We start from the raw sequence: 20966 nt of genomic DNA, 5'->3' as shown, positions 1-20966 counted from the left end.
ACTCACCATTCGATTATCACTAATCCAGGAGATCCTGCCCCACCTGCGCCATCAATGCCAGAGCTGCCGCCACCACCACCAGCCCCATATCCACCGGCATTCCGCCCGGAGGTTCCGCCCGCCGAGGCCGCCGAGGTCGAGCGAGCCCCACCGCCACCGCCGCCAAAAGGACCCGATGCCCCCATGCCCCCGTTGCCGGTGCCGCCCCCCAGCCCATCTGAGCCATCGTTACCCACCGGATACCCCACTACCCCCCGCCCTCCACCGCTGCCTGCCCCACCACCACCGCCTACACCCCCTCCGCCACCGGCTAGAGATATGTATGCGCCGATGCTAGTGTTGCCGCCGGCGGTGCCGTTGTTTCCGGCCTCGCCCGCCACAGGTACACCCCCGGCGCCGGCGCCCCCGATTGTGACATTGATTACGCTTCCGGGAACCACAGACAGCGGCTGCTTGATGCAAAATTGGCCGGCTCCTCCACCGCTCCCCCCACCCCCCAAAAGCGACGTGGTCGGGCGGCACCCACCAGCACCGCCTCCACCCCCTCCGGCGCAACCGGATACCCATATTGTGTTGATGCCGGGTGGCAGGGTAAATGATCCGTTGGAGGTGAACTTTTGGACTCCATGCCCCGTGATAGGACTGGCCGGATTGAGCAACACCCACTTGTCCAGGACGCTATCGTATTGCAGCGCGAGCCAATGCCCAGCGCCGGCGATGTCGCCAGCCACAAGCGGCAGGTTATTGCCCTTGACGATTGTTGCGGTGATCGCCCCGCTGTTGGGGCTGAATGTAGGCGTCGGAGTGGTATTGGCTGCGCCAGCCCGCACCAGGAGCAGCATGCCGTTGGTCAGCGCGCCGATGGCCGGCGTAAAGCTGGCGGTGATGGCGTCCGCAGTGCCGCCAGCGGAGGCGCTCCGAAGAGCACCGGATTGAATTGCCTTGGCGAGCTGGCTGTCGTCCTCCTCGTCGAGGGCCGCCCCGGTGTTCTCTACCACGTTCGCGATTTCCTCTTGAATAGTGTTGAGCCATTCGGCCGTGACCACCGTGCCCTTGGTGTTCGTGGCCGGATTGCCGCCACTGAACTGCCCGGATTCGCTTTCTATCCGTTGCATCATTCCTCCTCGTAGTTGAAATACACAAAAGTGTGGGCTGGCCGCAGCTCGGCAAAAACAGCTTCAAGTTCGGCGTATCCGGGCCACCACGACAACCTTTCCCCAACGCTAGAGTTCCCTGCCCGAAAAGAATATATGTTCATGCCGCCCACATTGGCTCCCCATTGCCATAGAACTTCCCCGCTCATGAGTTCCCCGCCGGCGCACAACCATCCCGTCATAGAGGGAATCGGCTCTTCTATGGAGATGGCATAGCCCATCCCTGCCGCCAGGTTGATGAAATAGGGGATTGAAAGCCCACCCCTCGCCCGAATTGTCTTGGTGACTCTGTCGCGGCGCATTTGCAAGGGCTCCTCGAAACCTGCCGCGGCTGTCAGGCCGTACACCCTCTCCCAGGTGGTCAGAAGTATAGCCGCGCTATCGGCGAACATCTCAGACAAGAGTGATTCGCCCGTTTTCATCGCTGCATCGAGCATGCGGGCATCGTGTGACAGATCGAGCTGATGGTTGCCTCCCAATTCGATCGGCATCAGGTATTGCAGCGTGGCTCTAAGAGACATCGATCACTCCGGGGCGGATCATCTCATTACTGGAGGGCGTCACAGCTGCCGCCGGGAGAGTGAGTACGGGATTGGGAACTCCCTTACCCACGGCGATCGCATCGAGCTGCGGCAAGTAGAGAACCGCGCCGGGAATAAAAGAAGACAGATACGCCGATATCTCGCCAGCAACTATATCAGCCAGTCCAACGCCGACCCCGGTCATGATGACGTCCTGCTCGATTATTTCCGGAGCCAACACCCGCACGAAACGGGCGCCCACCGGCCGCACCTCGGCAATATGTGCCGCCACATCGTCCAGCAGGTTTTGGCCAGGGATTTCGGAGCCGGTGGTGGTATCGGCGATCACGATGACGTCTACCGATTCGCCGCCCTGGGCGAGAGGGATAGCGTATGCCTGTGCTACCCCGTCGATCTCTTTAGCCCAGACCTCGTAATCGTTGGCGTTGCCTCCGGCCGGAGGCCGCCTCAAATAGTTGAGCAGCCTGGCGAGGTATGCCGCATCGGTCTCGCCGGCGGTCCTGGGCACGCCCCTGACCCAGCCGTGGTGTTCCAGTGCCGCCGTGTCGGCGGTGTCCGGGAATGCCTGCCGGCCGATCCATTCCATATATTTATAGAGGCCCCACAGCGCCGAGGCATACCCGGTGGCCTTCATGCGAGCCAACGAACCCTGCGACACGTCGACGCCGGGGAACGTGTTCTGGAAATCGGTCAGGATGTCGTTGAGAATCTCGTCGAATCCCTTTTCGTAGGCCATCAGGCCACCTCCTGGAAAAACGTGAACGCCACCGCGCGATCGTTTGTTTGTCGCACCTCGACATCGATCAGCAGCCGGCCCAAGTCAATGGCGCGGTCGCGCCGCACGTTCACCCGCACTTCCTTGGCTTTGCCGGTGTCGAGCAGCCACTGCAACGCCTCCAGGTAATCGTGGCGGATCAGGGCCGCATTTTGTTCGGTATTTTTCATCCGTTCACGCCTCCGCAGACCGAAATCGGGATTGTGAAACCAACTGCCTTTTTCCACCGCCAGGCTCAGATACACATTGTTGGCCAGGTCGCCGCACTCGTCCCAAGTCATGGCCCCGGCCAGGGAGCCCTGTGCGATGGTTATGGCGTAGTCCATTACATCCCCTGGTTGGGCGTGCCGCTGTTGCCGCTGCCCGGCTGCGTGTTTGTGTGTGTGTGGCTGGTATAAATGGTCCGCATCTCTTCCATGCTCCGGCCATCGGCGTCGCAGCGGTCAACAATCTCGCCGGTGGCTTCGAGCTGCGGCGTTTCGATCCGGACCTTGGTGCCGGCCCTGATCAACAGGGTCTCGGTTTCGATCTCCACCACCCGCCCCCGCTTGAGGTGCACATGATCGCCCTCGTCGGTGTAAATAGCCACCTCGCCATCGGCCACGGCGATGCGGTACCGCCGGTCGTCGCTGGCCACCATGACGATGTGGTTGCCCTCCTTGATCAGGACGCCTTCGGCGCCGGCCAGCGGCCGCGATGTGAAGCCGTAGTGCTGGAAATATTCGCGTCCGGCGAAGCTCTCGCCGGCCCTGCCGGCGGCGCTGAACATCTTGATCGCGCCCTCGGCGATAGCGGCGATGCGGGCGCGGATCACACCACCACCCCCGGCTTGCCCAGCCGCAGCTTGGTGGTGGTGCCGCCGGTCTTCGACCGGGAAAAGGTCCGGGCATAGACCAGCAATACCTCGTCCACGCCGAGATCCTCGTCGCGCACCCCGCACAGCTCGTTGATCTGCCAGTTCCGGCCGCGCTGGCTGTGTCCCTGCACCGTGTACATCAACTGATAGCCCTCGTGGCGCTGTTGCTCCATGATGAAACGGGCGTGCAGCGCCGGACTCTGGGCGTCGTTGTTGTCCGTGGTCACGTAGGGCTTGTAAAAAGGAAAGGTCTCGTCAACGGCCTCGGCGCGGGTGTTGACGGCGGCTGCGTCCTCCAGGTCGTCGCTGCCCTGCTGTTGGCCGATCACCACCACTTTGGAATACCGCTGGCTGATGTCGTCGATTTCCTCGCCATCGATGATGTTGTTGCCCCGGCCGCTCAGGAGGTTGGCCAGCTCGTACACCGCCTCACCCTCGACCTTGGGCCGTCCGAACACGAAGGTGCCGTCCGGCTTGGCCCAGAACATCAGTCCGCGGCTGGCGGCATAGTTCTTAAGCACCTCGAACACGGTCATGCCCGGCTCGATCTGGCTGATCTTTTGTGGGGTGTCCATGTAGCCGACCAGGGGATCGTCCACGGTCTTTTTCTTGCCCTTGAGTTTGCCGACCACGTCCTCCTGATACTCGATGGTCTTGCGGTTGATGAACGGCACCGTGGCCAGCAGCATTTCAGCCAGCTCCGAGAGTTTTTTGCCCTGTACCGACTTGAACTCCTCGCAGTAGGAATCCACGAGGAGCGCCATGAGGTCTCGCCCCTCGATCCGGTAGGTCAAACCGTTCTTGTCGAACCGCCGCGAACATCGGTCGACGATGCCGGTCAATTCCAGCTCGCCGTTGACATACAGCTCACATTTCTGACCAGGTTCGATGGTGATCTCCGGTCTGGCCACCTCCAGGGAAAAGGCGTCGTCGGCCACGTAGATGTCGGCGCCGATCTCGTAGGAGACGAACCGCTCGATCCGCCGGCCGGCCACCTCGAGTCTCACCTCGTCACTCGGCATAGATGGTCACCTCGCCGCTCACCTCGTTGGGGTTGCGGATTGCGCTGTTGACGTCCAGCAGCCGCTCGGCGGCCCGGTAGGACAGGCCGTGGTGCAGGCAGATCAAGTGCAGGGGCAGCGGATTGTCGATTGTCACCGTGGCCAGTTTGTCGCGCTCGATCTTCACCTCGCCGACGTGCTGCATCAGCAGCAGGGCCGACCGCTTCAAGCTGGTGGCCTGCCGGGCCAGGCCGACCGCCGCCTGGATACGCACCCGCACCTCGGCCAGGGTGTTTTCCAGTTCCCGTTCGGTCATGAGCTGGTCCGCGGCCGTATATGCCGGCGGCGTGTATTTGCCCTTCGCATCGAAGGCCGGCCGGACCTCGGAGCGACGCCGGACCCGGCGCAATTCCTCGTCCGCCTTGTAGCAGTAGGCCGTATGCACGGCCACCTGGCTGGCCGTGCCGATCCTGGCCGTCTTGGAGAAATCGCCCGATTCGGCCGTCAGGTTGTCGGACCAGGCGATCAGCGAGCCGACATACCGCGACGGATCGGCATCCTTGCCGCCGATCGACTCGGAATAGCGTTCCGTGCATCTGGCCAGGGCGCCGATCACCCGCCCGGGCAGGTCCGATCCGTAGCTGATGATCGATATCAGGGAGTTGGCCGGGTTGGTCACTTGGTTGAGCGTGCCCTCCAGCAGGCCGACGAACGACTCCACCCCTTGCAGGTATTGACGGGCCATGCCCGACACCCAGTTGAATTGTTCGACGATGCCCATGGCCGGATCAAGCACCGTGCCGATGATGGCGTTGGCCTCCGGGCCGATGGCGGCCAGCATGTCCTCGCCGAACTCGGTCTTCTGCTCTTCGATGCTGTCCATGTAGGCCGACTCGACGGCGCCCTCCACGTCCTCGTGGGCCGTGTCGTCGGTGTCCTCGATCTGGCCGTGGACGAAGACGATCTCGATCTCGGCGTGCCGGTCGGTATCGTCGTGCTGCACGGACACGGATTCGATGCCGCCGCGCAGCGGGCCGTGCTGGGGATGCACCAGCTCGACAATCTCCCTGCTTTCCAGATGGGCCAGCAGATCCTGGTGGGCGTCGTAGGTGGCATGGCCGCCGCCGTCGTCCCAGAAATGGCACTTGATCCGGCAGGTGCGGGCGTGCTGGCCCATGTCCTCCAGGAGGGCACCGTCCCGATGCGGATACTCGTGCTTGACGATGGCCTTGCTGAACTCGTCGCCGACCGTCTCGATTTCGAGATCGATGCCGTCGATGCTGGCTGGGTAGAGGTCGGGCATCAGCGCGGAGCCTCCCCGGTTTCGCCGAAGGTGCCCCGGCGGGAGGTGTTGACCGTGGCCTGGGTGTTCGGGTCGCTTGTGCTGGTGACCACGCGGCCGTTCTGATCGATGGCGATGTTCATGTTGATCTTGTTTTCAATCACCTGTTCCCGCTCAGCGCGGACCATCTCGGCCACCATGTTCTGCATCCACATTTCGGCGGCGCCGTCGACGCCGGCCAGGCTGCCGCCGATGTCGGCCAGGCGCTCGGCACCCTGATGCATGCCCGCCTCGGCCACGCTGGCCTCCGGCAGGACCGCGTAGTTGAGAAGCCGCTGCTGTTCCGCCTCCGACAGTGCGCTCCCCGACAATTGTCTGACGGTCAGCGCAACTGAATCCCACATACCATACAGAGCCGTGCCGACAACCCCGGCTCCGGCAGCCCCGGCCAACAGAATGGGGGCTCCAATCGAAGATGCGGCCGCTCCCGCTCCCGCCGCGCCGGTGCCCACGGAAAGACCGCCGACCTTCTCGCCGAGCCCTGACCCCCGCATATTGACTACGAACACCGGCGTGACACCGGCCATGTGCTCGAACGCCTTGCCCTGGACCACGCCGGCGGCCAGACCGGCCGGCCCGCTGAACAGTCGCTTGGCGGCCATGCCGCCGTAGCGGCCGAGCAGCAGTAGACCGAGACCGCCGCCGGCGCCGTACTTGATCATGTCCTCGCCGGATAGGCCCGCGCCTCCGTCTTCCTTGGACCGCCGCGCCCACTTGATCCATTCGGCCAGAGTGGCGTTCATCGGCTTGACGAAACCGTCCGCCGCCTCCCTCAAATCGTTTTTGAGCATGCCGACCTGGTCGACCATGTTGCCCGTGGCCTCGTCCAGATCGCGGACGAGGGTGCCGCCGGCGTTGCCAAGTTCACGGGTGAATTGGCCGACCTTGTCGAGAGCATCGCCCTGTAGGAAAGTGCGCATGCCTTTCTGGGTATCCAGATCGGCGCCGCCGAATGCCTTCTGAATGAAGTTGGCGCGCTGCGCGTCTGTGGTCAGCCGATCATACTGTTTTTTGATGTCGGCGATGATGGCCATGGCGTCGCGCCGTTCTCCATTCCGGTCGAAAAACCGCACGCCCGTGGCCTTCTGTGCGGTCTTCATATACTTCTGGTTTGTGAACAGCCGCAGAGTGCTGTCGGCCAAGGTGGCCAGACGTTCAGGGTTTCGCTCGATGAGAGACAGCCCTTCAATAAAAGCGAGGGCCTGCTCGAAGCCCATGCCCGCGCTGGCCGCGTTGACACCGACGCGGGCAAAAATGTCGGACAAGTTCTCTAGTTCGGCATTGCCCTGCCGCCCGGCCACAGTCATCTTGTCGAGCAAGTCGAGAGCAAGCCCTGGTTTTGACAAATCATAATTGAACGCCGTGGCGCCGACGGTCAACCCTCCACTCAACACCTCGGATTTCGCCCCGGTGACCGCCGAGCCGATGTTAACGCCGCGGATTGTTTCCAGTGCTGACTTGTAGTCCAGACCGGATTGAACCAGGGCGTCGAAAGCGGCCCGCAGCTCTTCCAGCGGTTGACCGGTCAGCTTCGCCATGGTGAACAGTTCGTGGCGCAGCAGGGCCATCTCGCCGGCGGTGGCCGAGGCGGTCTGTTTGGTCCGGGTCAGGCTCTTGTCCAGCCGGGCCGAGTCGCCTATGATTTTGACTGCGGAAAAGCCGATACCCAGTGCTGCCAATTTCCCCTGGACCGATCCGCCCAGGTTGCGCAAGGCGGTGAACTCGCTGCGGACCGCGTTGCCCCAGGATCGCACTGCGCCCTTGGCGGTGTTCAGTTCGGTGCGGAGATTGCCGGATCGTCCCAGCATCTCCACATAGATCTGCATCCGCTCAGCCATTGTTTTTGTCCTGTTGCAACACCCTGAATTTTTTCCGTCTCTTACCCGGCGGCCGCATCAGTTCGGCCTGCGCTTCCAGCCAGCCCCGCGCCTCGCCGACCGGCATGGCGGCGATCTCGCCGCCGCTAAACCCCAGCTTGCGGAGCATCAGCTCCATCTGCCGCGCCGCCCGCGCCTTCCTCTCGAAACGTGGCCCGCTGGGCGGCCACCTCCTTGTCGGCACAGCTCAGGTGGTTGAAATCGCCCACGGACATAACCATGATCTCGGCCGGGGTGACCGATCGATCGAGGCCGATCATCCGGATCCGCCTAGCCATGATGCACACGTTGAAATAGGGGGCGCTTTTTGCCGCCCGGTCGGCGTCCTCCGACTCCATGACCTCGACCTCATGCGCCACGATCTGCTCGTGCAGCTCGTAGTCCCGATACACCCTTCCGTCGATCTCTATCCCCTTGGGCAGGGTTCCGGTTTTCACGATGCTCATTGCGTCATCCCCCGCGCTCCAAGGGTGATGGTCCGGGTGGTGCCCTCGGATTCCTGCTCGTACTTGGTCTGGCCGACCTTGAGGCAGTACACGCCGGTGTAGGTCACACGCACGCCGTTCATCTTGTCGATGGTCAGGGTGCCGTTTTTCACCGCCGTGAAATCGAATTCCGGCTTGTCGGACGGCACCACGTAGTCCACCTCCACCTGGTAGCGCGGCGTGGTCGCGCCGAAGCCGGTGGCGTTCATCAGCTTGATCGGCTTGGCGGTTTCGTACTCGCCTTCGGTCACCGAGGAAAAATCCTCGATATTCTGCCCGTTCACCTCGAGCAGCACCCTGGTCACATACTCGGACATGGCTTGCCTCCTTTGCGGGTCCAGCCCTGGTTACAGATACAGGTCGATGCGGCCGGCGAACACGTGCAAGCCGTTGACCACGTCAACAGGAATCTTGGCGTTGAGCCGGTTCGGGTCCTGGAGGTCGCGCTCGACGATCAGGCCGTCCTTGTTCGCCGCGACCTCCTCCAAGAATTCCAGATCCTCCATCTTAAATAGCACGTCGAGCAGCTCTGCGCGGACCCGGTCCGGCGTGCGGCTGCTCAGCTTCTCCCTCGGGAATCGCAGGCTGATCCGCTCCCGGCACGCCTTGCGCGTGTAATCCAGGGTGCGGATCGTGGTCAGGTCGAGCAGGGCGATATCGGCGATCCCCTGTGGGTCGAGGGTGTAGGTGGTGATGGCCCGCACGATCTGCACCACTTCGCCCGGGCCGACCTCCAGGGGTGTCACGCCGTTGCGCAGGCAATTTTCCTGCTCGGTGCGCGACAGCCGCTGGTCGATGACCGGGGCATGGATGCCGGTCAGGGCCAGGGTGTTGAGCGGCCGGGCCGGGTCTTCCTCAAATGCGATCACCGCCCCGTAGGCCGCGGCCAGCTCCCAGGCCGGCGAGCGGGTGCCGCGCAGATAGGCGCCGGTGATCCGGCCCGAGTTGATCTGCCCGGCCAGGGTGGTGGCGCCGGCCAGGGCGCCGTCGTAGCCGTACACGCCGATGGCGGCGCGCTGTTCCAAAGGGCCGGAAACGACGTCCAGGTGGGTGCGCAGCGCGGTCAGCGCGGTCTGGTCGTTGTACGGCGTGATCACCACGTGATACTGCTCGGCGAAGACCACGGCCAGTGCGTCCTCGATATCCGGATCGAGGGTGCCGCCGGAGAGCCTGGCGCCGGAGAGCGTCACCGTGGTGGCGCCGGCGGTCAGCTCGTAGGCCAGGCCGATCTGGTTGCCCACCGTTCCCTTGTTCCTGGCCGTGAGCGTCACCACGGCCTCGGCCACCGTGGCGGTGACCGGCAGGTCGCCGTAGGTGTCGATCTCGGCCTTCAGGGCCGCGGCCACGTCGACGGCGGTCTGGGCCGATGCGATCGCGATCTCGATCGCCCGGTCGCCGACGTACAGCTTGAGCGTGCCGGCGGACGACGCCGCGTTGGCGATGGTCACCGTGCCCGTGGCCGTCGCGCCGGCGCCGTCGTCCAGCGCCACCACGGTCAGGTCGAGGTAGGCGTTGGCCGTGATCGCCGCCCGGCACATCAGGTGTGCCATGCTGCCGGTGCCGAACCAGGCAGCGGCTTGGGCGTCGGAAAAGACCGTGGTCGGCACCAGGGCCGCCACCGATCCGGCTTCCAGCCGCTGGCCGACGATCAGCACCCGCTGCTCGTTGGCCGGCAGGGTCCGCACCGCCAGCTTGTAATTGAACTCGAAATACTTGCCCGGCTTGCGGATCGACGCCGGAATGCTGTCAAAGCTGATGTTCTTCGACGCCATCACTCTGCTCCCTTGGTGGTGGCCGCTTTGCCCGCGGCCGCGTTGATCTCAACGAGGGACCCGTCGGCCACCAGGCGGCGGTAGTACGCCGTGGCCGGCACCGCGACCGGTTTCTCGTCGGTGATGTATCGCCTGGGGTCGTCCTCCATCGGACATTTCAGCCCCTTGGCCGCCTGTACCTTCATGATTCCCTCCTTTCGTTGAGGAATGTCCTGCTCTTCCATTCTTGTCGCCGCCGAACGTTGAGATACTTGGCATGGCCAATATGGCAGATCACATCCTTCAGCATGCCTCCCCATTCGTAAGCCTCATCGATGGCCGTTTGAATTATCGCGCACACGATGCCAATGATTGCCGCCGCCACCGTAATACTGAAAAGAATGCAAACGTACACAACCCATAGCCAATAAGGCTTCATTGACACCCAGGACGCTACTAACACATGTATTCCCATATCATCGCCCACCATCGTTATTCTCCCTCTGGACTGAGCGTGACCAGGTCGATCGCGTCGGGCTGGTCGTCGCCGGGCGTCAGATAGTATTCCAGGCCCACCGCCTCCAGGTATTCGTCCGCCGGCTGTTCGTTCAGGTCGAGGATCTCGGTTACCTCGGGCAGCACGATCTCGGCCACGTGGCAGAGCAGGCCCCCGAACATCCTCGTTTCGATATTGACCGCGGGCATGAGGTCGTTGACCGTGCCCGGCAGTCGGACCGAGGCCAGTTGCACCACGATCTGGTCGACCAGGGCGCCCACCGTCTTTTCGGTGCCGGCGGCGTCGTCCAGGCCGTAATACCCGGTGATCATGTACCGGTGCGCCACCCGCCGGGTGTGCATAGTGCGGCCCTGGCTCACCTTCAGCCCGATCCTGCTGATCTCCCACCCGAAAATCTTCTTGCTGTTCGCATCCTGGAACAGCGTTTTGAAATCGGCCGGGGTGTTGGCCCATCGCCCGTAATCGTGCACCTTGCCGATCCCGGCCCCCAGCGCCAGCAGCCGGGACCGTATCGCCGCCCTGAGCGCCTGGTCGCTCATCGTGACAGCTCCCTGATCATATTCAGGCCATGCCGGGTGAAAATGCGCTCGAACACGGCCGCATCCTGGTCCAGCGTTTCCGCGAACATGTGCGCGCCCGCCGTGCCCTTGCGGGCGATGGCCCGGCGCACCGGGTATTCGACGCCCTTGGCTTCCTCGGTGCTCAAGCCCATCTTGACCTCGATCCACCGCACCATGGTGCCCTTGGGCGGCAGCTTGCCGCCGGGCTTGCGCCCTGCCTCCACCACCGGGCCGTAGATGCTGGGGGTGCCGACGATGCCCAGTATGTCGCCGCCCGGTGCCCGCACCTCGCCCTGGATGGAGGCCAGCAGGCCGCCCTGGGCGCCCATCACGCCCTGGGGCGTGCGGCCCTTGACCGCGCGCACGCCGAACTGCACCGCCTCGTGCATGGCCGCCCGCATGTTCCTGCGCACGATGGCGGCCGGATCGCCGGTGAGCGCCGCGCCCTTGGTCGTGATTCTGCAATCGATCATGGCCTTACCCCTCAATGCGTCAGCCGGCCTCGCCACGGGGGCGGCTGGGCCGTGACCATGGCCGCCGCCGGGCCGCCGTCGTCGCCCAGGTTGAAATGATCGTGGTACAGTTGCCGGAACCGTTTCGCCCGGGCCGCGAACTCGGCCGACTTGGTGCGGTAGTTGACCACGTCCGCTCCGATCAGCGGGTCCGAGGTCTGCGCGAACAGGCTTGCCAGGGTTTCGCAGCACATCGAGGCCCCGAGGTTAGCCACCGCGTCGATGTCGCCGCGCGCGATCTGCTGCTCGGTCCGGGGCAGGGTATAGGTGATCCGTACCGGATCATCCACGCCCGGCACGCTCGCGGTGCGCAGCCGCAGCACCTCGCCGCCGGGCGCCTGGTATATCTCCCACTCGCAGGGGGCCAGCATGGCGGCCGGCACCAGGCCGACCGGCCACTCCACCGCCACCATCCGCGACAGTTCGGGCTCCCAGTCCACGGGCAGGTCGATGTCCGCCGTGCCTGAGCCGGCCAGGTCCGCCACCATGCGCCGGGGCCGGTCCTGGCCGTACTGTTCCAGGGCGGCATCCACCGCCGGCAGGTAATCGGCCTGGTCGGTGAGGCGACCGGAGTCGTCCTTGACCCTGGCCTTGATCAGGTCGATCAGCGCCATTACAGCCTCTTGAGCACCAATAGCACGGTCACGTCGGTGATGGACGGCGTGGTGCCGGCCGCGGTCAGCTCGACGGTCAGCACCGCCTCGTCGGCCAGGGCGGTGTCGACCAGCACCCCCTGGTAGACCGTGTCCGCCGCGGCCAGGCCGATGGGATCGTCCAGGATGGAGGTGGTCTCCTCCTTGACGTCGACCGTGTAGGTCTCGTCCTCATTGGCCAGGTCGATGGTCTCGGCGCTGGCGGTCACCGAGACCACCGTGGCCGGGAAGGGCAGCGCGATCCGCGCCATCGTCACGGTCGACGCCGAGGACACGGTCCGCGAAAACGGCAGCGGCAGCACCATGTAGCCGGGGCTGGCCGGGCTCGGGTTCGGCGTGTTGGTGGCCGCCAGAGCCGGCGTCAGGGCCGTCAGCAGGACGGCCAGCGCCACGACGGCCAGAAAGGGGGCCTTTGTGCAAATCAGGGTCAGACGATTCATGCTTCTCTCCTCATGCTTCCGCATGCGTTCAAAGTTTCGTTGATCAGGGAGTGATTATCCCTGGGGCGGAGCCACGACCGCCTTGTAGCAGCCGCGGTAATCCATGATCTCGCACTCGTACTCGTGGCGGATTTTGTACTGGATCTTGTCGGCTACGAACATCTGGCCCACGCCGGGCTGGTCGGCCACGAACATCTCCGGTTCCTGCTGGCCGTTGAGGAACGCCAGCTCCAGTATCTCCACCTCGGCCGGGTCGGCGAACATCATCCAGTCGTTGGCGTCGGTCATGAACGGGCACTCGACCAGGCCCTCGGACTGGAAGAAACCGGCCATGGAGTTGCCGTTGTCCACGCTCACCGCCTGCGGCTGGAATGCGTTGACGTTCTTGACGATGTTGTACAGTTCGGACGGATAGGCCACGGTCACCGGCCGCAGCATCAGCCGCTCGCCGCTCTCGGGCTCGGTCTGCTGGGCCATGGCCGTCTTGGCCGCCAGGGCGGCGGCGATGCTGTAGGCCGCCGAGCCGAGGTTGCCGTGATCATCGTGGAACACCGCCTTGCTGTCGCCCTTGTAGGTGGCATTGGCGATGAACTTGTTCCAGCACCGCTTGGCCAGGGTGCGCCGCGCCGCGCGCGGCAGGCGGGAGATGATCCGCTCGACCACCCGCATGTCGTCGTTGACGATCATTTTGCGGGTGATGGTGATAATGCCGCCTTTCTGGTTGAGGGCGTAGGAAATCTCCTCGTCGCTCACCACGCCCAGATCCGTGTAGTCATTATCCTCAGGATCGATGTCGGGCAGGTCGCCGTAGTAGCCGATATTGACCGACTCCAGGGCGCGGAAGTCGCGGGCGTTGCGGATATGCGCTCCCACCAGCCGGCCGACGCCGAAGTCGGATTGCTCACGGTAGTCCTGCATCATGCGCCGGTACAGGGTGTTGCCCAGCGCATAGGCGAAGGTGGCAGAGGTGTAGGCGGCGTGCAGCCGCGCCGGCGGCTGGCCATTCTCATAATAGCCACGCACCTCGGTGTCGCCGGTCAGCTCGACGTAGGCGGCTCGGATCGAGGCGAACGCCGGAATGGCGGCCACGGAATCGGCGGTCTGTACGCGGAACAGTTTGTCGAACCCGGCCTGGATCTTCTCCACAGAATCGAGCACCACCCGGGCACCGCCCGCGCCGGAAGGCAGCCCCGATCCGGATGCCTTGTCGAGGATCTCCTTCATCTCCCTGACCGCGGCGGTCAGTTGCTCGGCGTCCCATTCCGTGCCGCCGAACCGGCCGCGCAGGCTGGCCTGCGCATCCTCGGGCAGCTTGCTCGCGGCCAACTGCCGGTCCAGTTCCAGGTCGAGCCGGGCGATTTTCAGATCGCGCAACTGCTGCTGCACCGGCTCGCCGAGGGCGGCCATGGCCGCATGGATGCGGGCCTCTATGCCGGCGTCGCGGGCACCCTTGTCCTCCGGCTGCTCGACAGCGGCCAGCAGGCCGATCAGTTCGTCCTCGGTCACGGTTTCCACGTCGACGGTGGCATACACCTGGGGTTTGGCCGCCTTCAACGCGGCCAGCAATTTTTCCTTGTATTTCATGCTTTCCTCCTGGCCGCTCGCGGCCATCATGCGCAGAAATCTGCCGTTGTTGGTCGGCGCGTACACCACGTCGACCTCGACGCCGAGTATCTCCACCGGTTCCTTGACCACCTTGTCGCCAACCCGAACCTGTCGGGAGCGCGCCGCAACGTCGTGGCTCAGGCCGAACAGGTTCGGGTTGCCGCGCCGGTGGCTGTCGACGAGATTGTCGCGCAGCCACCGCGCGGACTTAAGCACGTAAAAGTCGGCCTCGATGCCGTCGCCGGTATCGGCCGGATTGGCCAGCCAGCCGACGATCTCCCGCACCGACTTGCCGAACGGCTTGCCCGGGCTCTGGTGCTGCTGGTCCTGCAGGGCAAAGACCTTGGCCCCGTCGTAGAGGGGCAGGGCCGCCTGGAGCGGGCCGCGCGGCCAGTTGACCCGCCCGTCCCGGCCCAGGCCGTATTCCACCACCCGCACCCGCCACTTGTAGCCGTAGTCCGCGTCGTCGGGATCGCCGTCGGCGGCCAGCAGGATCGAGGCCGCTTGGAGCAGGTCGTCCTGCCCCATGTCGGTCACCGCCGCCTGGAGTCGCTCGATGACCGTCGTCATTTTGCCTTGCCTCCGGTCTTCTTGCCGCCGGCCGGATCGGCAGCCGTTTGCTCCGGTGCGCGCTCTTCGGCCGGGCCGGGGTTGTCCCCGCCCTGTCCGCCGCCCGCATCCGGGTCGTCCGGTGGCGCCGTCGCCTTGGCTATCACATGCTTGCGGCCATCGGCGGCCACGATCACCACGGTGTCGCCGAGGTCGGATACGGCCAGCACGTCGGCGGGCGTCAGCGGCCGTTCGACCGGTACCCATCGCCGCCCGTTCTCCCCCTCCAGCCGCTCGCTGGTGCGCAAGGTCAATCCTGCCAGATACTGTTCCATTGATTCCTCCTTTGCCTGCCCGGCCCTTTTTGCGGCCGTCAGGGCTGTTATAACCGTTTATAACACACACACCCGGCGTCATGGGCGCATCCGGACGCCGCGCTGCCGATGCGGCCCACATCGAATTTCCCGGTCAGGATCGGGTCGGATGCCTTCCGTTCGCCGCGCCGGGCGATTTCCTCGCCGCATTCGTTGAAGATCGGCAGCGCCTCGTCTATGCCCCACTCCTCGTGGTAGGGCACATGGTCGCAGCCGCAGCGGATCACCTCGCTGGCCGGCGCGTTCGGGTCGCGCGGATACATCATGGCCAGGGAACCGATGGTGAACGGCTCGTTCACCGGCCGTACCTGGCCGTGCAGGTTGAGGTGGTTCAGCCGCGGCCGCTTGGGATGGCCCGCGTGCCACCACTGCTTCTTGAGGCCGGACACCGATCCGGACGCGGTGCGCATGGACTCCTGGGTGGCCGTCGAGTAGGCCCGGCCCATCTCCACGCCGGCGATCACCTCGGCCCGGTCCTCCAGCGAGTTGAACACGCCCGGGCTGACCAGGTTGCCGGCGATGGCCTGCACGACTTCGTGCGGGGTCTGCTGGCCGAGAATGCCCAGGGACAGCACGCCCCGGATGCGGGTGAAGGCGTCGGCGGCCAAGCCGGATATCTTATGGAAGCTGTAGTCCTTGAGCACCTGCAGCACCGTGCCCGGAATATGGGCGAAGGCCACATGCATGCCGCCGGCGCGGACCGCGGCGGGCACCAGGCCCCCGCCCATGTCCCAGGCCGCGTCGAGCAGCGAGGACATCTCCAGGCCGGCCGCCGACTCGAATGCGCTCAGGTAGCGCTCGATGTCGGTCAACTGCTGTTTGAGCAGCAGGGCGGTGTAGCTGCCGCCGGTCGCCCGGCGCAATTGGTCGAGCACCTGGCGGCGGACGTCGGCCATCAGGCCGCGCAGCGCCTCCTCGCCGGAAACGATTTTCCGGTCCTTGGCCTTGAGCAGGCGGAGGATCTCAGCGCTGACCGAGGCCATCGTTATCTCCATTGTCCCTGTCCGACCGGCCCTTGCCGCGGTAATCGGCATACTCGGGCGCGAGATCGGTTGCTTCTGGGTCATACTCGTAGCCAATGAAGGCCAGAAAATAAGCAAACGCCTTGGCCGCCTCGGCTTTGTCGATCCAGCCCTGGGTCTCGGCCGCGGTCAAGGCGGCGCTCACCTGCTGGAGCATGGTGCTCAGCTTGGCCACGTCCTTCTCGTCGACCTCGGGCGTCTGCACCTCGTATGCGTACAGCTCGTCATCGGGCACATTCAGGTATCGCGAGTCGGCCGCGTGCCACAGCACGTAATCGAAGATCATCTCCAGCATGTTCTTGATCTTCTCCTGCCGGTTGGCGATGATCTTCTTGGCCGGGCCGTCCATTTCCGCGGCCGTGGCCCGGTTGATGTCGCCGCCGCCGCCGTACCAGTGCTCGGGCAGGCCGGAGGCGCCCAGCACATGGTTGCGCAGTATCCTGCCGGCGGACTGGGAGTCGTCCGGCTTCATATCCGGCGAGACCGCCTGGGCCTTGACCTTCTCGTTGTGGATGAAGGCCGAGCCGCTGCGGGGCGGTGTATAGGCAGCGCGCTCCGCCTCCAGATTCTTCTTGTCGGCGCCCTGGACGGTCACGTCCCAGAAAAAGGCGTTGAACCTCGCCCACTTCTCACCGTGGTCGAAGATGAACTGCTCGTAGTGGTCGAGATGGTCGGCCACGGTGAACAGGTCCGAGGTGCCGCGCATCTCGTTGGTCAGGGCATTGACGGTGAAGAAGAAGCATTCGCCGTCGCCGAAGGTCTCGCGCAGCGCCTCGGCCGCTGGCGACAGGAACCGCTGGTTCTCCTCGTTGAGCACGATGCGGTACCGCTTGGGGTGGCCGCCGCCGTCCGGGCTGCCCACGGTCAGGCCGATCTTGATCTTGACGTTCTCCGGATCGGCGAACACCTCCTGAATCCATGCCGGATCGACGTAGGCCAGGCGCACCCTGCCGGTCTGCTCGGCCACGAAGGCTGGCCAGCACTGTTCGCCGTAGATGCCCAGTTCTCGCACAAAATTCTCCCAGTGGATGTCGAGGCGGTTGACCGGATCGTCCCAGAAATCGCGCAGCACCTGCCCGACCTCCAGGTTCCTGCAACTTACCGGCATGCCCTTGGCCGCCACGAAGGCGGTGGTCACCTCGATGATCCACTTGGCCAGGGGATTGGTCTTCCACAGCCAGTACGCCACCTCGATGGCCCTGTTCTGGTCCATCATCGGCAGTTCGCGGGTCGGTGCACCGGTCAGCTTGCGCCAGCCGATCATCGACAGTTCCTGCCCGACCGCGGCCGGCAGCCGCTCGCCGACCTGCCGCTCGATCTCGGCGGCGAACAACCTGCCTATGAATCGCTTGCCCCAGCCCATCACACGGCCCTCCGCAGGGCGCCCAGCAGGACGCCGAACAGGCGGCCGCCACGCGGAGCATGGTAGTTGTCGGCCCGGTCACCGGCCGGAACCTCGGCCACGGCCGCGCCGTGCAAGCCCTCCTCGCACAGGCCGAGCAGCATCTCCAGGCAGTCGGGGCCGTCGTCGTGGCCGCCCCGGCCCTTGGGCCGGTAATAGACCAGTTGCCGCTTCAGCTCCCGATGCTCGGATCTGAACCTGATCCAACCGTTCTTGATCCAGGGTTGCAGCCTGATGATGCGCAGATCCTTGTCCGTGTTCGGCATGTGTTCGTCGATATTGATGGTCTTGCCCTCTTCGTGGGCGCGCATCTCGAAGGTGCGGGCAAAGAACTCCTGGAACTGCACCGTCTCCATGCGGAATTTGTCGAACGGGTCGCGCTCGTGATACATGATGATGTCGGCCATGATCCGGTCCGGCTGGCGCTTGTCGATGTCGGCGATGTCGAGGTACAGGACTTTCTCCTTCATGCGGCCCCCCAGGATCGCGGACGGATCGTTGCGCTTGTTCTTCTTGCCCAGGGACGGATCGCAGGCGCCGGCATGAGGCAGCCCCTCCAGGTCGACATCGTCGTCCCAGTCCTGAAACCATTCCTCCAAAAACACCTGGTCTTCCGGGTTGAGCGGTTCGTTCTGCTTCTCGCTGTCGAAGTATGCCGGCCCGTCCGTAAACCGCATTTTCATCAGGTAGTAGTAGTCCTCCTCCTCGGGCCAAAGCACTTCAGCCCCGGCCAGCATGGCCTCGCGGTGGGCGGCGAAGAAGGCGTCCGCCGCCTGCTCGGCCGCGTCCTTGCCCCGCGAGATGTCGGCGAAGATGGCTTCCCAGGCGTCCCAGAGCATTCTGTTGTCCGCCCAGCGCATCACCGCCTTGAACTTTTGTCCTTTCCAGCCGGGCCGCTCCAGCAGCCGCTGCAGGAGAGATTCGGCGTGGAGCACCGTGCCGATGAGGATGTACACCGTGGTTTTGTTGCCGATCTTCATCAGGGCCTTGAAGAACCAGGCTTCCAGCTTCTTGCGCTGGTCGGGCGATTCCACCGACTCGTCGTTTTCCAGGTCGTCGCAGATCACCAGGTCCGGGCGCTTGCTGCCGTGACGGAACCCGCGCAGCTTCTGGCCGGCGCCGGCGGCATGGATTTTGATGCCGTTGCGGGTGATGACATACTCCGACCGCCAGACCGGACCCTCTCCGGCCAGCTCGGGAAAATCCTGGGCCAACCGCTCGTTGCTCTCGATCTCCAGCTTGATGAAGGACAAAAAGCTCTGTGCCTGCGGCCCGGTCTCGGAAACGATCATCGGGTAGAACCGCTTGCGAAAGGCCGCGCACCACAGCACCAGGCCGAAGGTGGTCCAGGTCGACTTGGCGTTGCCGCGCGGGGCCGCGTCCGCCTCCTTGTCCCCCTCGCCGGTGGCGATCGAATGCTCAATCATGGCCGGGTATCTCTCGGCGAAATACCTGTGCAGCCGGCTGGACGGCTTGCTGAAGTAATGCGGAAAATAGGTACGGCAGAAAAACTCCAGGTCGGTGGCGGCGCGCTGCTTGCGGGCGCGCTGCGCCCGCTTGTCCTCGGCGAACGGCTTGGCTGCCGCCTGGATCGTCTGTCGGATCGATTCCACCTCGCGGTCGAACCGCTTCTGTCGCGCTGCCGTAGTCATGCCGCGTATTTCTCCTGACCCCAGGCGATCATGTCGTCAAAATTATCTTCCAGCGCCTGCAACAGCGCCGGATCGTGCTTGCCCGCAAAGACGATCATGTCTCGAACGAAATCGAGAAACAGCGTTCCGCGCATCGCCTCGGCCTTGAGCGCGGCCGCCGCCTCGTGCTGCTCGGCCCGAAGGACCAGCGAGCCCAGCTTGGTCACCGCGTCCAGTTGCACCGCGGTCAGGCTGCCGGCCACCGACGCCTCCAGGGCGTTCAGCTCGCGGTCGAACAGGGCGCGCAGCCGCTGCACGTTGCTCCGCTTCTGTTCCCGGGCGCGGTCCCACTCGTCCAGGTTGTCGCTCGGCCGGCGGGTATCCGCCTTCCATTGCGACAGCGTCTGCCGGCTGACGCCCAGGGCCTGCTCGATCTCGGTCAGGCTCTTGCCGTCGGCGGCATACATGCGGAAGGCCACGTCGTACAGCCGCGCCTTGTCGCCCTTGACGGCCATCAGTCCGCGAGTCCCCGCCGAAGCCGCTCGATCTCGCCGATCGCCACCTGCAGTTCGCCCCAGGCATTTTCCAGGGCTTCCCAGGTCGCCCCCAGTTGCGGGATTTCCAGGTCGGCCGGTGGCGCGAGGGCCGTGTTGAGGCCGGCGCGGATCGATGTGCAGTAGCCCTCGATCAGCAGCTCCAGCCGTTGCCGCTTCTGTTCCGCCTCGGCCAGGCGGCCGCGCATGGCGGCGCGCTCCATATTCATTCGTCAGCTCCTGACCGGCTTCTGGTGCCGGAGTTCGGGGCAGAACTCGTTGTTCCGGATGGTCTCGACCAACCGGGTCTGCGCCTGGGTGTTGAGACTGACCACCGACAGCACCGTCTCGGTGATCTTCTCCCACCGGTCCACCGACCGCGCGTAATCCTTGGCCAGCGTCGCATGCTGCTGTACGAGAATCACGTTGTCCTCGTACATTTTCACGGCCTGCGCATGCCGCTTCTCCACGCCCCTGGACACCCACAGCATCACCAGCCAGGGCGCGAGCAGGAACATGGCCAGCACGACGATCGCCGGCCAGGTGCCGATCTCCTTGATAATCGCGACCATGGCCGCGATGCTTGCCGCCTCGTTCGGGCTCATCCCCTCTCCTTCCGTTGGCGTTCAAACGCCTGTTGACAGCGGATGCGCCGGGTGCATCCCGGCGCCGCCCGCCGCCTGTCCTCGGGAATCTCCTCGCCGCAATCCTCGCATTCCCTCGCCGCCTCGCCCTGGGGCATGGCCGCCAGCGCTTCGGCGAGCGCCCTTCTGTTCAGGCATTCCTGGTTGCCGCAGGCGATGTCGGCCTCGTCCATCAGGCCGCCAGCTTCGTCCCTACAAGGGGCAGGCGGGCAGCGGCGGCTTCCTGGACGATGCGGATAACCTCCCGGATCACCACCATCCGGCCCGACGACGGAATGTCGGCGGCGGCCAGTTGCTCGGCGATCCGCGCTTCGATCAAGCCGACCAGGTCGGTAAACGATGCCGCCGTGACCGGATCGAGATCGAGCTTCGCCGTCTCTCCGGCGACCGCGTCCCTGATCATGGCAACCGACGCCACCGCTCCGGATTCGTCGGCCAGAATGGCCAGCAACGCAGTGGATACGGCATAGGCAGGGGCAATGGTTTCCGGTTTTGCCGCCATGGCCAGGCCGACCGCCACCCGGATGGTGGCCGCCTCGACCGCGTCGATCTGGCCGTTGCCCAAAGTCGACTGCCCGCTGTTGGGTTGGCACCCGAAAAACGACACGGTCAGGGCGAGCATCGCGCCGACGATCAACACCCCCAGTTTGCAATACGTCTTGCCTTGGTCGGTCATTGTGTTTCCTCACGTTTGCGGCGCTTCCAGCGCCAGATAGTGTGCAGGGCCTGCAACCAGGCCAC

At 64.7% G+C, this 20966-nt stretch carries 28 protein-coding genes; all 28 read right to left on the bottom strand.

Going from position 1 to position 20966, the window contains the following annotated elements; translation table 11 throughout:
- Positions 1 to 2: 2 nt before the first annotated feature.
- The 28 genes from Q362_RS22300 to Q362_RS23635 are packed head-to-tail and all read right to left on the bottom strand — an operon-like array spanning position 3 to position 20901.
- A complete protein-coding gene (locus tag Q362_RS22300; RefSeq protein ID WP_157470096.1) occupies positions 3 to 1118 on the bottom strand; it encodes a glycine-rich domain-containing protein in 1116 nt (371 codons plus the stop codon).
- Complete coding sequence (locus Q362_RS20490; RefSeq protein WP_051554249.1) at positions 1115 to 1675, bottom strand: putative phage tail protein; 561 nt, start codon at positions 1673 to 1675, stop codon at positions 1115 to 1117. The genes Q362_RS22300 and Q362_RS20490 overlap by 4 nt, the downstream gene beginning before the upstream one ends.
- A complete protein-coding gene (locus tag Q362_RS0112495) occupies positions 1665 to 2432 on the bottom strand; it encodes a baseplate J/gp47 family protein (protein WP_028318969.1) in 768 nt (255 codons plus the stop codon). The genes Q362_RS20490 and Q362_RS0112495 overlap by 11 nt, the downstream gene beginning before the upstream one ends.
- Positions 2432 to 2797, bottom strand: a complete 366-nt coding sequence (locus Q362_RS0112490; protein WP_028318968.1) for a phage GP46 family protein — start codon at positions 2795 to 2797, stop codon at positions 2432 to 2434. The genes Q362_RS0112495 and Q362_RS0112490 overlap by 1 nt, the downstream gene beginning before the upstream one ends.
- Positions 2797 to 3285 (bottom strand): phage baseplate assembly protein domain-containing protein, encoded by a 489-nt coding sequence (locus tag Q362_RS0112485; protein ID WP_028318967.1) that lies wholly within the window; start codon positions 3283 to 3285, stop codon positions 2797 to 2799. The genes Q362_RS0112490 and Q362_RS0112485 overlap by 1 nt, the downstream gene beginning before the upstream one ends.
- Positions 3282 to 4349, bottom strand: a complete 1068-nt coding sequence (locus Q362_RS0112480; RefSeq protein WP_028318966.1) for a phage baseplate assembly protein — start codon at positions 4347 to 4349, stop codon at positions 3282 to 3284. The genes Q362_RS0112485 and Q362_RS0112480 overlap by 4 nt, the downstream gene beginning before the upstream one ends.
- The gene (locus tag Q362_RS0112475) at positions 4339 to 5631 is read right to left on the bottom strand and encodes a DNA circularization N-terminal domain-containing protein (protein ID WP_028318965.1); all 1293 of its coding nucleotides are present in this window, start codon (positions 5629 to 5631) and stop codon (positions 4339 to 4341) included. Before Q362_RS0112475 ends, Q362_RS0112480 begins: the two co-directional genes overlap by 11 nt.
- On the bottom strand, positions 5631 to 7508 hold the full coding sequence (locus tag Q362_RS22295; RefSeq protein WP_051554247.1) for a phage tail tape measure protein: 1878 nt from the start codon (positions 7506 to 7508) through the stop codon (positions 5631 to 5633). The genes Q362_RS0112475 and Q362_RS22295 overlap by 1 nt, the downstream gene beginning before the upstream one ends.
- Positions 7501 to 7665: a hypothetical protein gene (locus Q362_RS23640; protein ID WP_157470094.1), complete on the bottom strand. Its 165-nt coding sequence runs from the start codon at positions 7663 to 7665 to the stop codon at positions 7501 to 7503. Before Q362_RS23640 ends, Q362_RS22295 begins: the two co-directional genes overlap by 8 nt.
- Positions 7634 to 7993, bottom strand: coding sequence for a hypothetical protein (locus Q362_RS0112460; protein WP_028318964.1), 360 nt, complete (start codon positions 7991 to 7993; stop codon positions 7634 to 7636). Before Q362_RS0112460 ends, Q362_RS23640 begins: the two co-directional genes overlap by 32 nt.
- Positions 7990 to 8349: a hypothetical protein gene (locus tag Q362_RS0112455; RefSeq protein WP_028318963.1), complete on the bottom strand. Its 360-nt coding sequence runs from the start codon at positions 8347 to 8349 to the stop codon at positions 7990 to 7992. The genes Q362_RS0112460 and Q362_RS0112455 overlap by 4 nt, the downstream gene beginning before the upstream one ends.
- 30 nt (positions 8350 to 8379) lie before the next feature.
- Complete coding sequence (locus tag Q362_RS0112450) at positions 8380 to 9804, bottom strand: phage tail sheath subtilisin-like domain-containing protein (RefSeq protein WP_028318962.1); 1425 nt, start codon at positions 9802 to 9804, stop codon at positions 8380 to 8382.
- The gene (locus tag Q362_RS20480; RefSeq protein WP_035216622.1) at positions 9804 to 9989 is read right to left on the bottom strand and encodes a hypothetical protein; all 186 of its coding nucleotides are present in this window, start codon (positions 9987 to 9989) and stop codon (positions 9804 to 9806) included. The genes Q362_RS0112450 and Q362_RS20480 overlap by 1 nt, the downstream gene beginning before the upstream one ends.
- Positions 9986 to 10273 carry a hypothetical protein gene (locus tag Q362_RS0112440; RefSeq protein WP_028318961.1) on the bottom strand — a complete coding sequence of 96 codons (288 nt, stop codon included), beginning with the start codon at positions 10271 to 10273 and terminating at the stop codon, positions 9986 to 9988. The genes Q362_RS20480 and Q362_RS0112440 overlap by 4 nt, the downstream gene beginning before the upstream one ends.
- Positions 10274 to 10275: 2 nt before the next feature.
- The gene (locus Q362_RS0112435) at positions 10276 to 10839 is read right to left on the bottom strand and encodes a hypothetical protein (RefSeq protein WP_028318960.1); all 564 of its coding nucleotides are present in this window, start codon (positions 10837 to 10839) and stop codon (positions 10276 to 10278) included.
- Positions 10836 to 11333 (bottom strand): hypothetical protein, encoded by a 498-nt coding sequence (locus tag Q362_RS0112430; protein ID WP_028318959.1) that lies wholly within the window; start codon positions 11331 to 11333, stop codon positions 10836 to 10838. Before Q362_RS0112430 ends, Q362_RS0112435 begins: the two co-directional genes overlap by 4 nt.
- Positions 11334 to 11344: 11 nt before the next feature.
- The gene (locus tag Q362_RS0112425; RefSeq protein ID WP_028318958.1) at positions 11345 to 11986 is read right to left on the bottom strand and encodes a hypothetical protein; all 642 of its coding nucleotides are present in this window, start codon (positions 11984 to 11986) and stop codon (positions 11345 to 11347) included.
- Positions 11986 to 12465, bottom strand: coding sequence for a hypothetical protein (locus Q362_RS0112420; RefSeq protein ID WP_028318957.1), 480 nt, complete (start codon positions 12463 to 12465; stop codon positions 11986 to 11988). Before Q362_RS0112420 ends, Q362_RS0112425 begins: the two co-directional genes overlap by 1 nt.
- A gap of 54 nt (positions 12466 to 12519) precedes the next feature.
- On the bottom strand, positions 12520 to 14640 hold the full coding sequence (locus tag Q362_RS0112415) for a phage major capsid protein (RefSeq protein ID WP_028318956.1): 2121 nt from the start codon (positions 14638 to 14640) through the stop codon (positions 12520 to 12522).
- Positions 14637 to 14954, bottom strand: a complete 318-nt coding sequence (locus tag Q362_RS0112410) for a hypothetical protein (protein WP_028318955.1) — start codon at positions 14952 to 14954, stop codon at positions 14637 to 14639. Before Q362_RS0112410 ends, Q362_RS0112415 begins: the two co-directional genes overlap by 4 nt.
- A 47-nt stretch (positions 14955 to 15001) precedes the next feature.
- Positions 15002 to 15976 carry a structural protein gene (locus tag Q362_RS0112405; RefSeq protein ID WP_028318954.1) on the bottom strand — a complete coding sequence of 325 codons (975 nt, stop codon included), beginning with the start codon at positions 15974 to 15976 and terminating at the stop codon, positions 15002 to 15004.
- A complete protein-coding gene (locus Q362_RS20475) occupies positions 15957 to 17381 on the bottom strand; it encodes a hypothetical protein (protein ID WP_157470090.1) in 1425 nt (474 codons plus the stop codon). The genes Q362_RS0112405 and Q362_RS20475 overlap by 20 nt, the downstream gene beginning before the upstream one ends.
- Positions 17378 to 19069 (bottom strand): phage terminase large subunit, encoded by a 1692-nt coding sequence (terL, locus tag Q362_RS20470; RefSeq protein ID WP_084312664.1) that lies wholly within the window; start codon positions 19067 to 19069, stop codon positions 17378 to 17380. The genes Q362_RS20475 and terL overlap by 4 nt, the downstream gene beginning before the upstream one ends.
- The gene (locus Q362_RS24275) at positions 19066 to 19563 is read right to left on the bottom strand and encodes a DUF1804 family protein (RefSeq protein ID WP_028318953.1); all 498 of its coding nucleotides are present in this window, start codon (positions 19561 to 19563) and stop codon (positions 19066 to 19068) included. The genes terL and Q362_RS24275 overlap by 4 nt, the downstream gene beginning before the upstream one ends.
- Positions 19563 to 19811, bottom strand: coding sequence for a hypothetical protein (locus Q362_RS0112385; protein WP_028318952.1), 249 nt, complete (start codon positions 19809 to 19811; stop codon positions 19563 to 19565). The genes Q362_RS24275 and Q362_RS0112385 overlap by 1 nt, the downstream gene beginning before the upstream one ends.
- Positions 19812 to 19814: 3 nt before the next feature.
- Positions 19815 to 20186 carry a hypothetical protein gene (locus Q362_RS0112380; RefSeq protein WP_028318951.1) on the bottom strand — a complete coding sequence of 124 codons (372 nt, stop codon included), beginning with the start codon at positions 20184 to 20186 and terminating at the stop codon, positions 19815 to 19817.
- Positions 20183 to 20398, bottom strand: a complete 216-nt coding sequence (locus tag Q362_RS0112375; RefSeq protein ID WP_157470088.1) for a TraR/DksA C4-type zinc finger protein — start codon at positions 20396 to 20398, stop codon at positions 20183 to 20185. The genes Q362_RS0112380 and Q362_RS0112375 overlap by 4 nt, the downstream gene beginning before the upstream one ends.
- Complete coding sequence (locus Q362_RS23635) at positions 20398 to 20901, bottom strand: hypothetical protein (RefSeq protein ID WP_157470086.1); 504 nt, start codon at positions 20899 to 20901, stop codon at positions 20398 to 20400. The genes Q362_RS0112375 and Q362_RS23635 overlap by 1 nt, the downstream gene beginning before the upstream one ends.
- Between the last annotated feature and the right edge of the window lie 65 nt (positions 20902 to 20966).

The sequence above is a fragment of the Desulfobulbus elongatus DSM 2908 genome, from assembly GCF_000621145.1.
Taxonomy (GTDB): Bacteria; Desulfobacterota; Desulfobulbia; order Desulfobulbales; family Desulfobulbaceae; genus Desulfobulbus; species Desulfobulbus elongatus.
The sequence above is the reverse complement of the archived record's forward strand: the minus strand, read 5'-3'. Positions and strand labels throughout refer to the sequence as shown.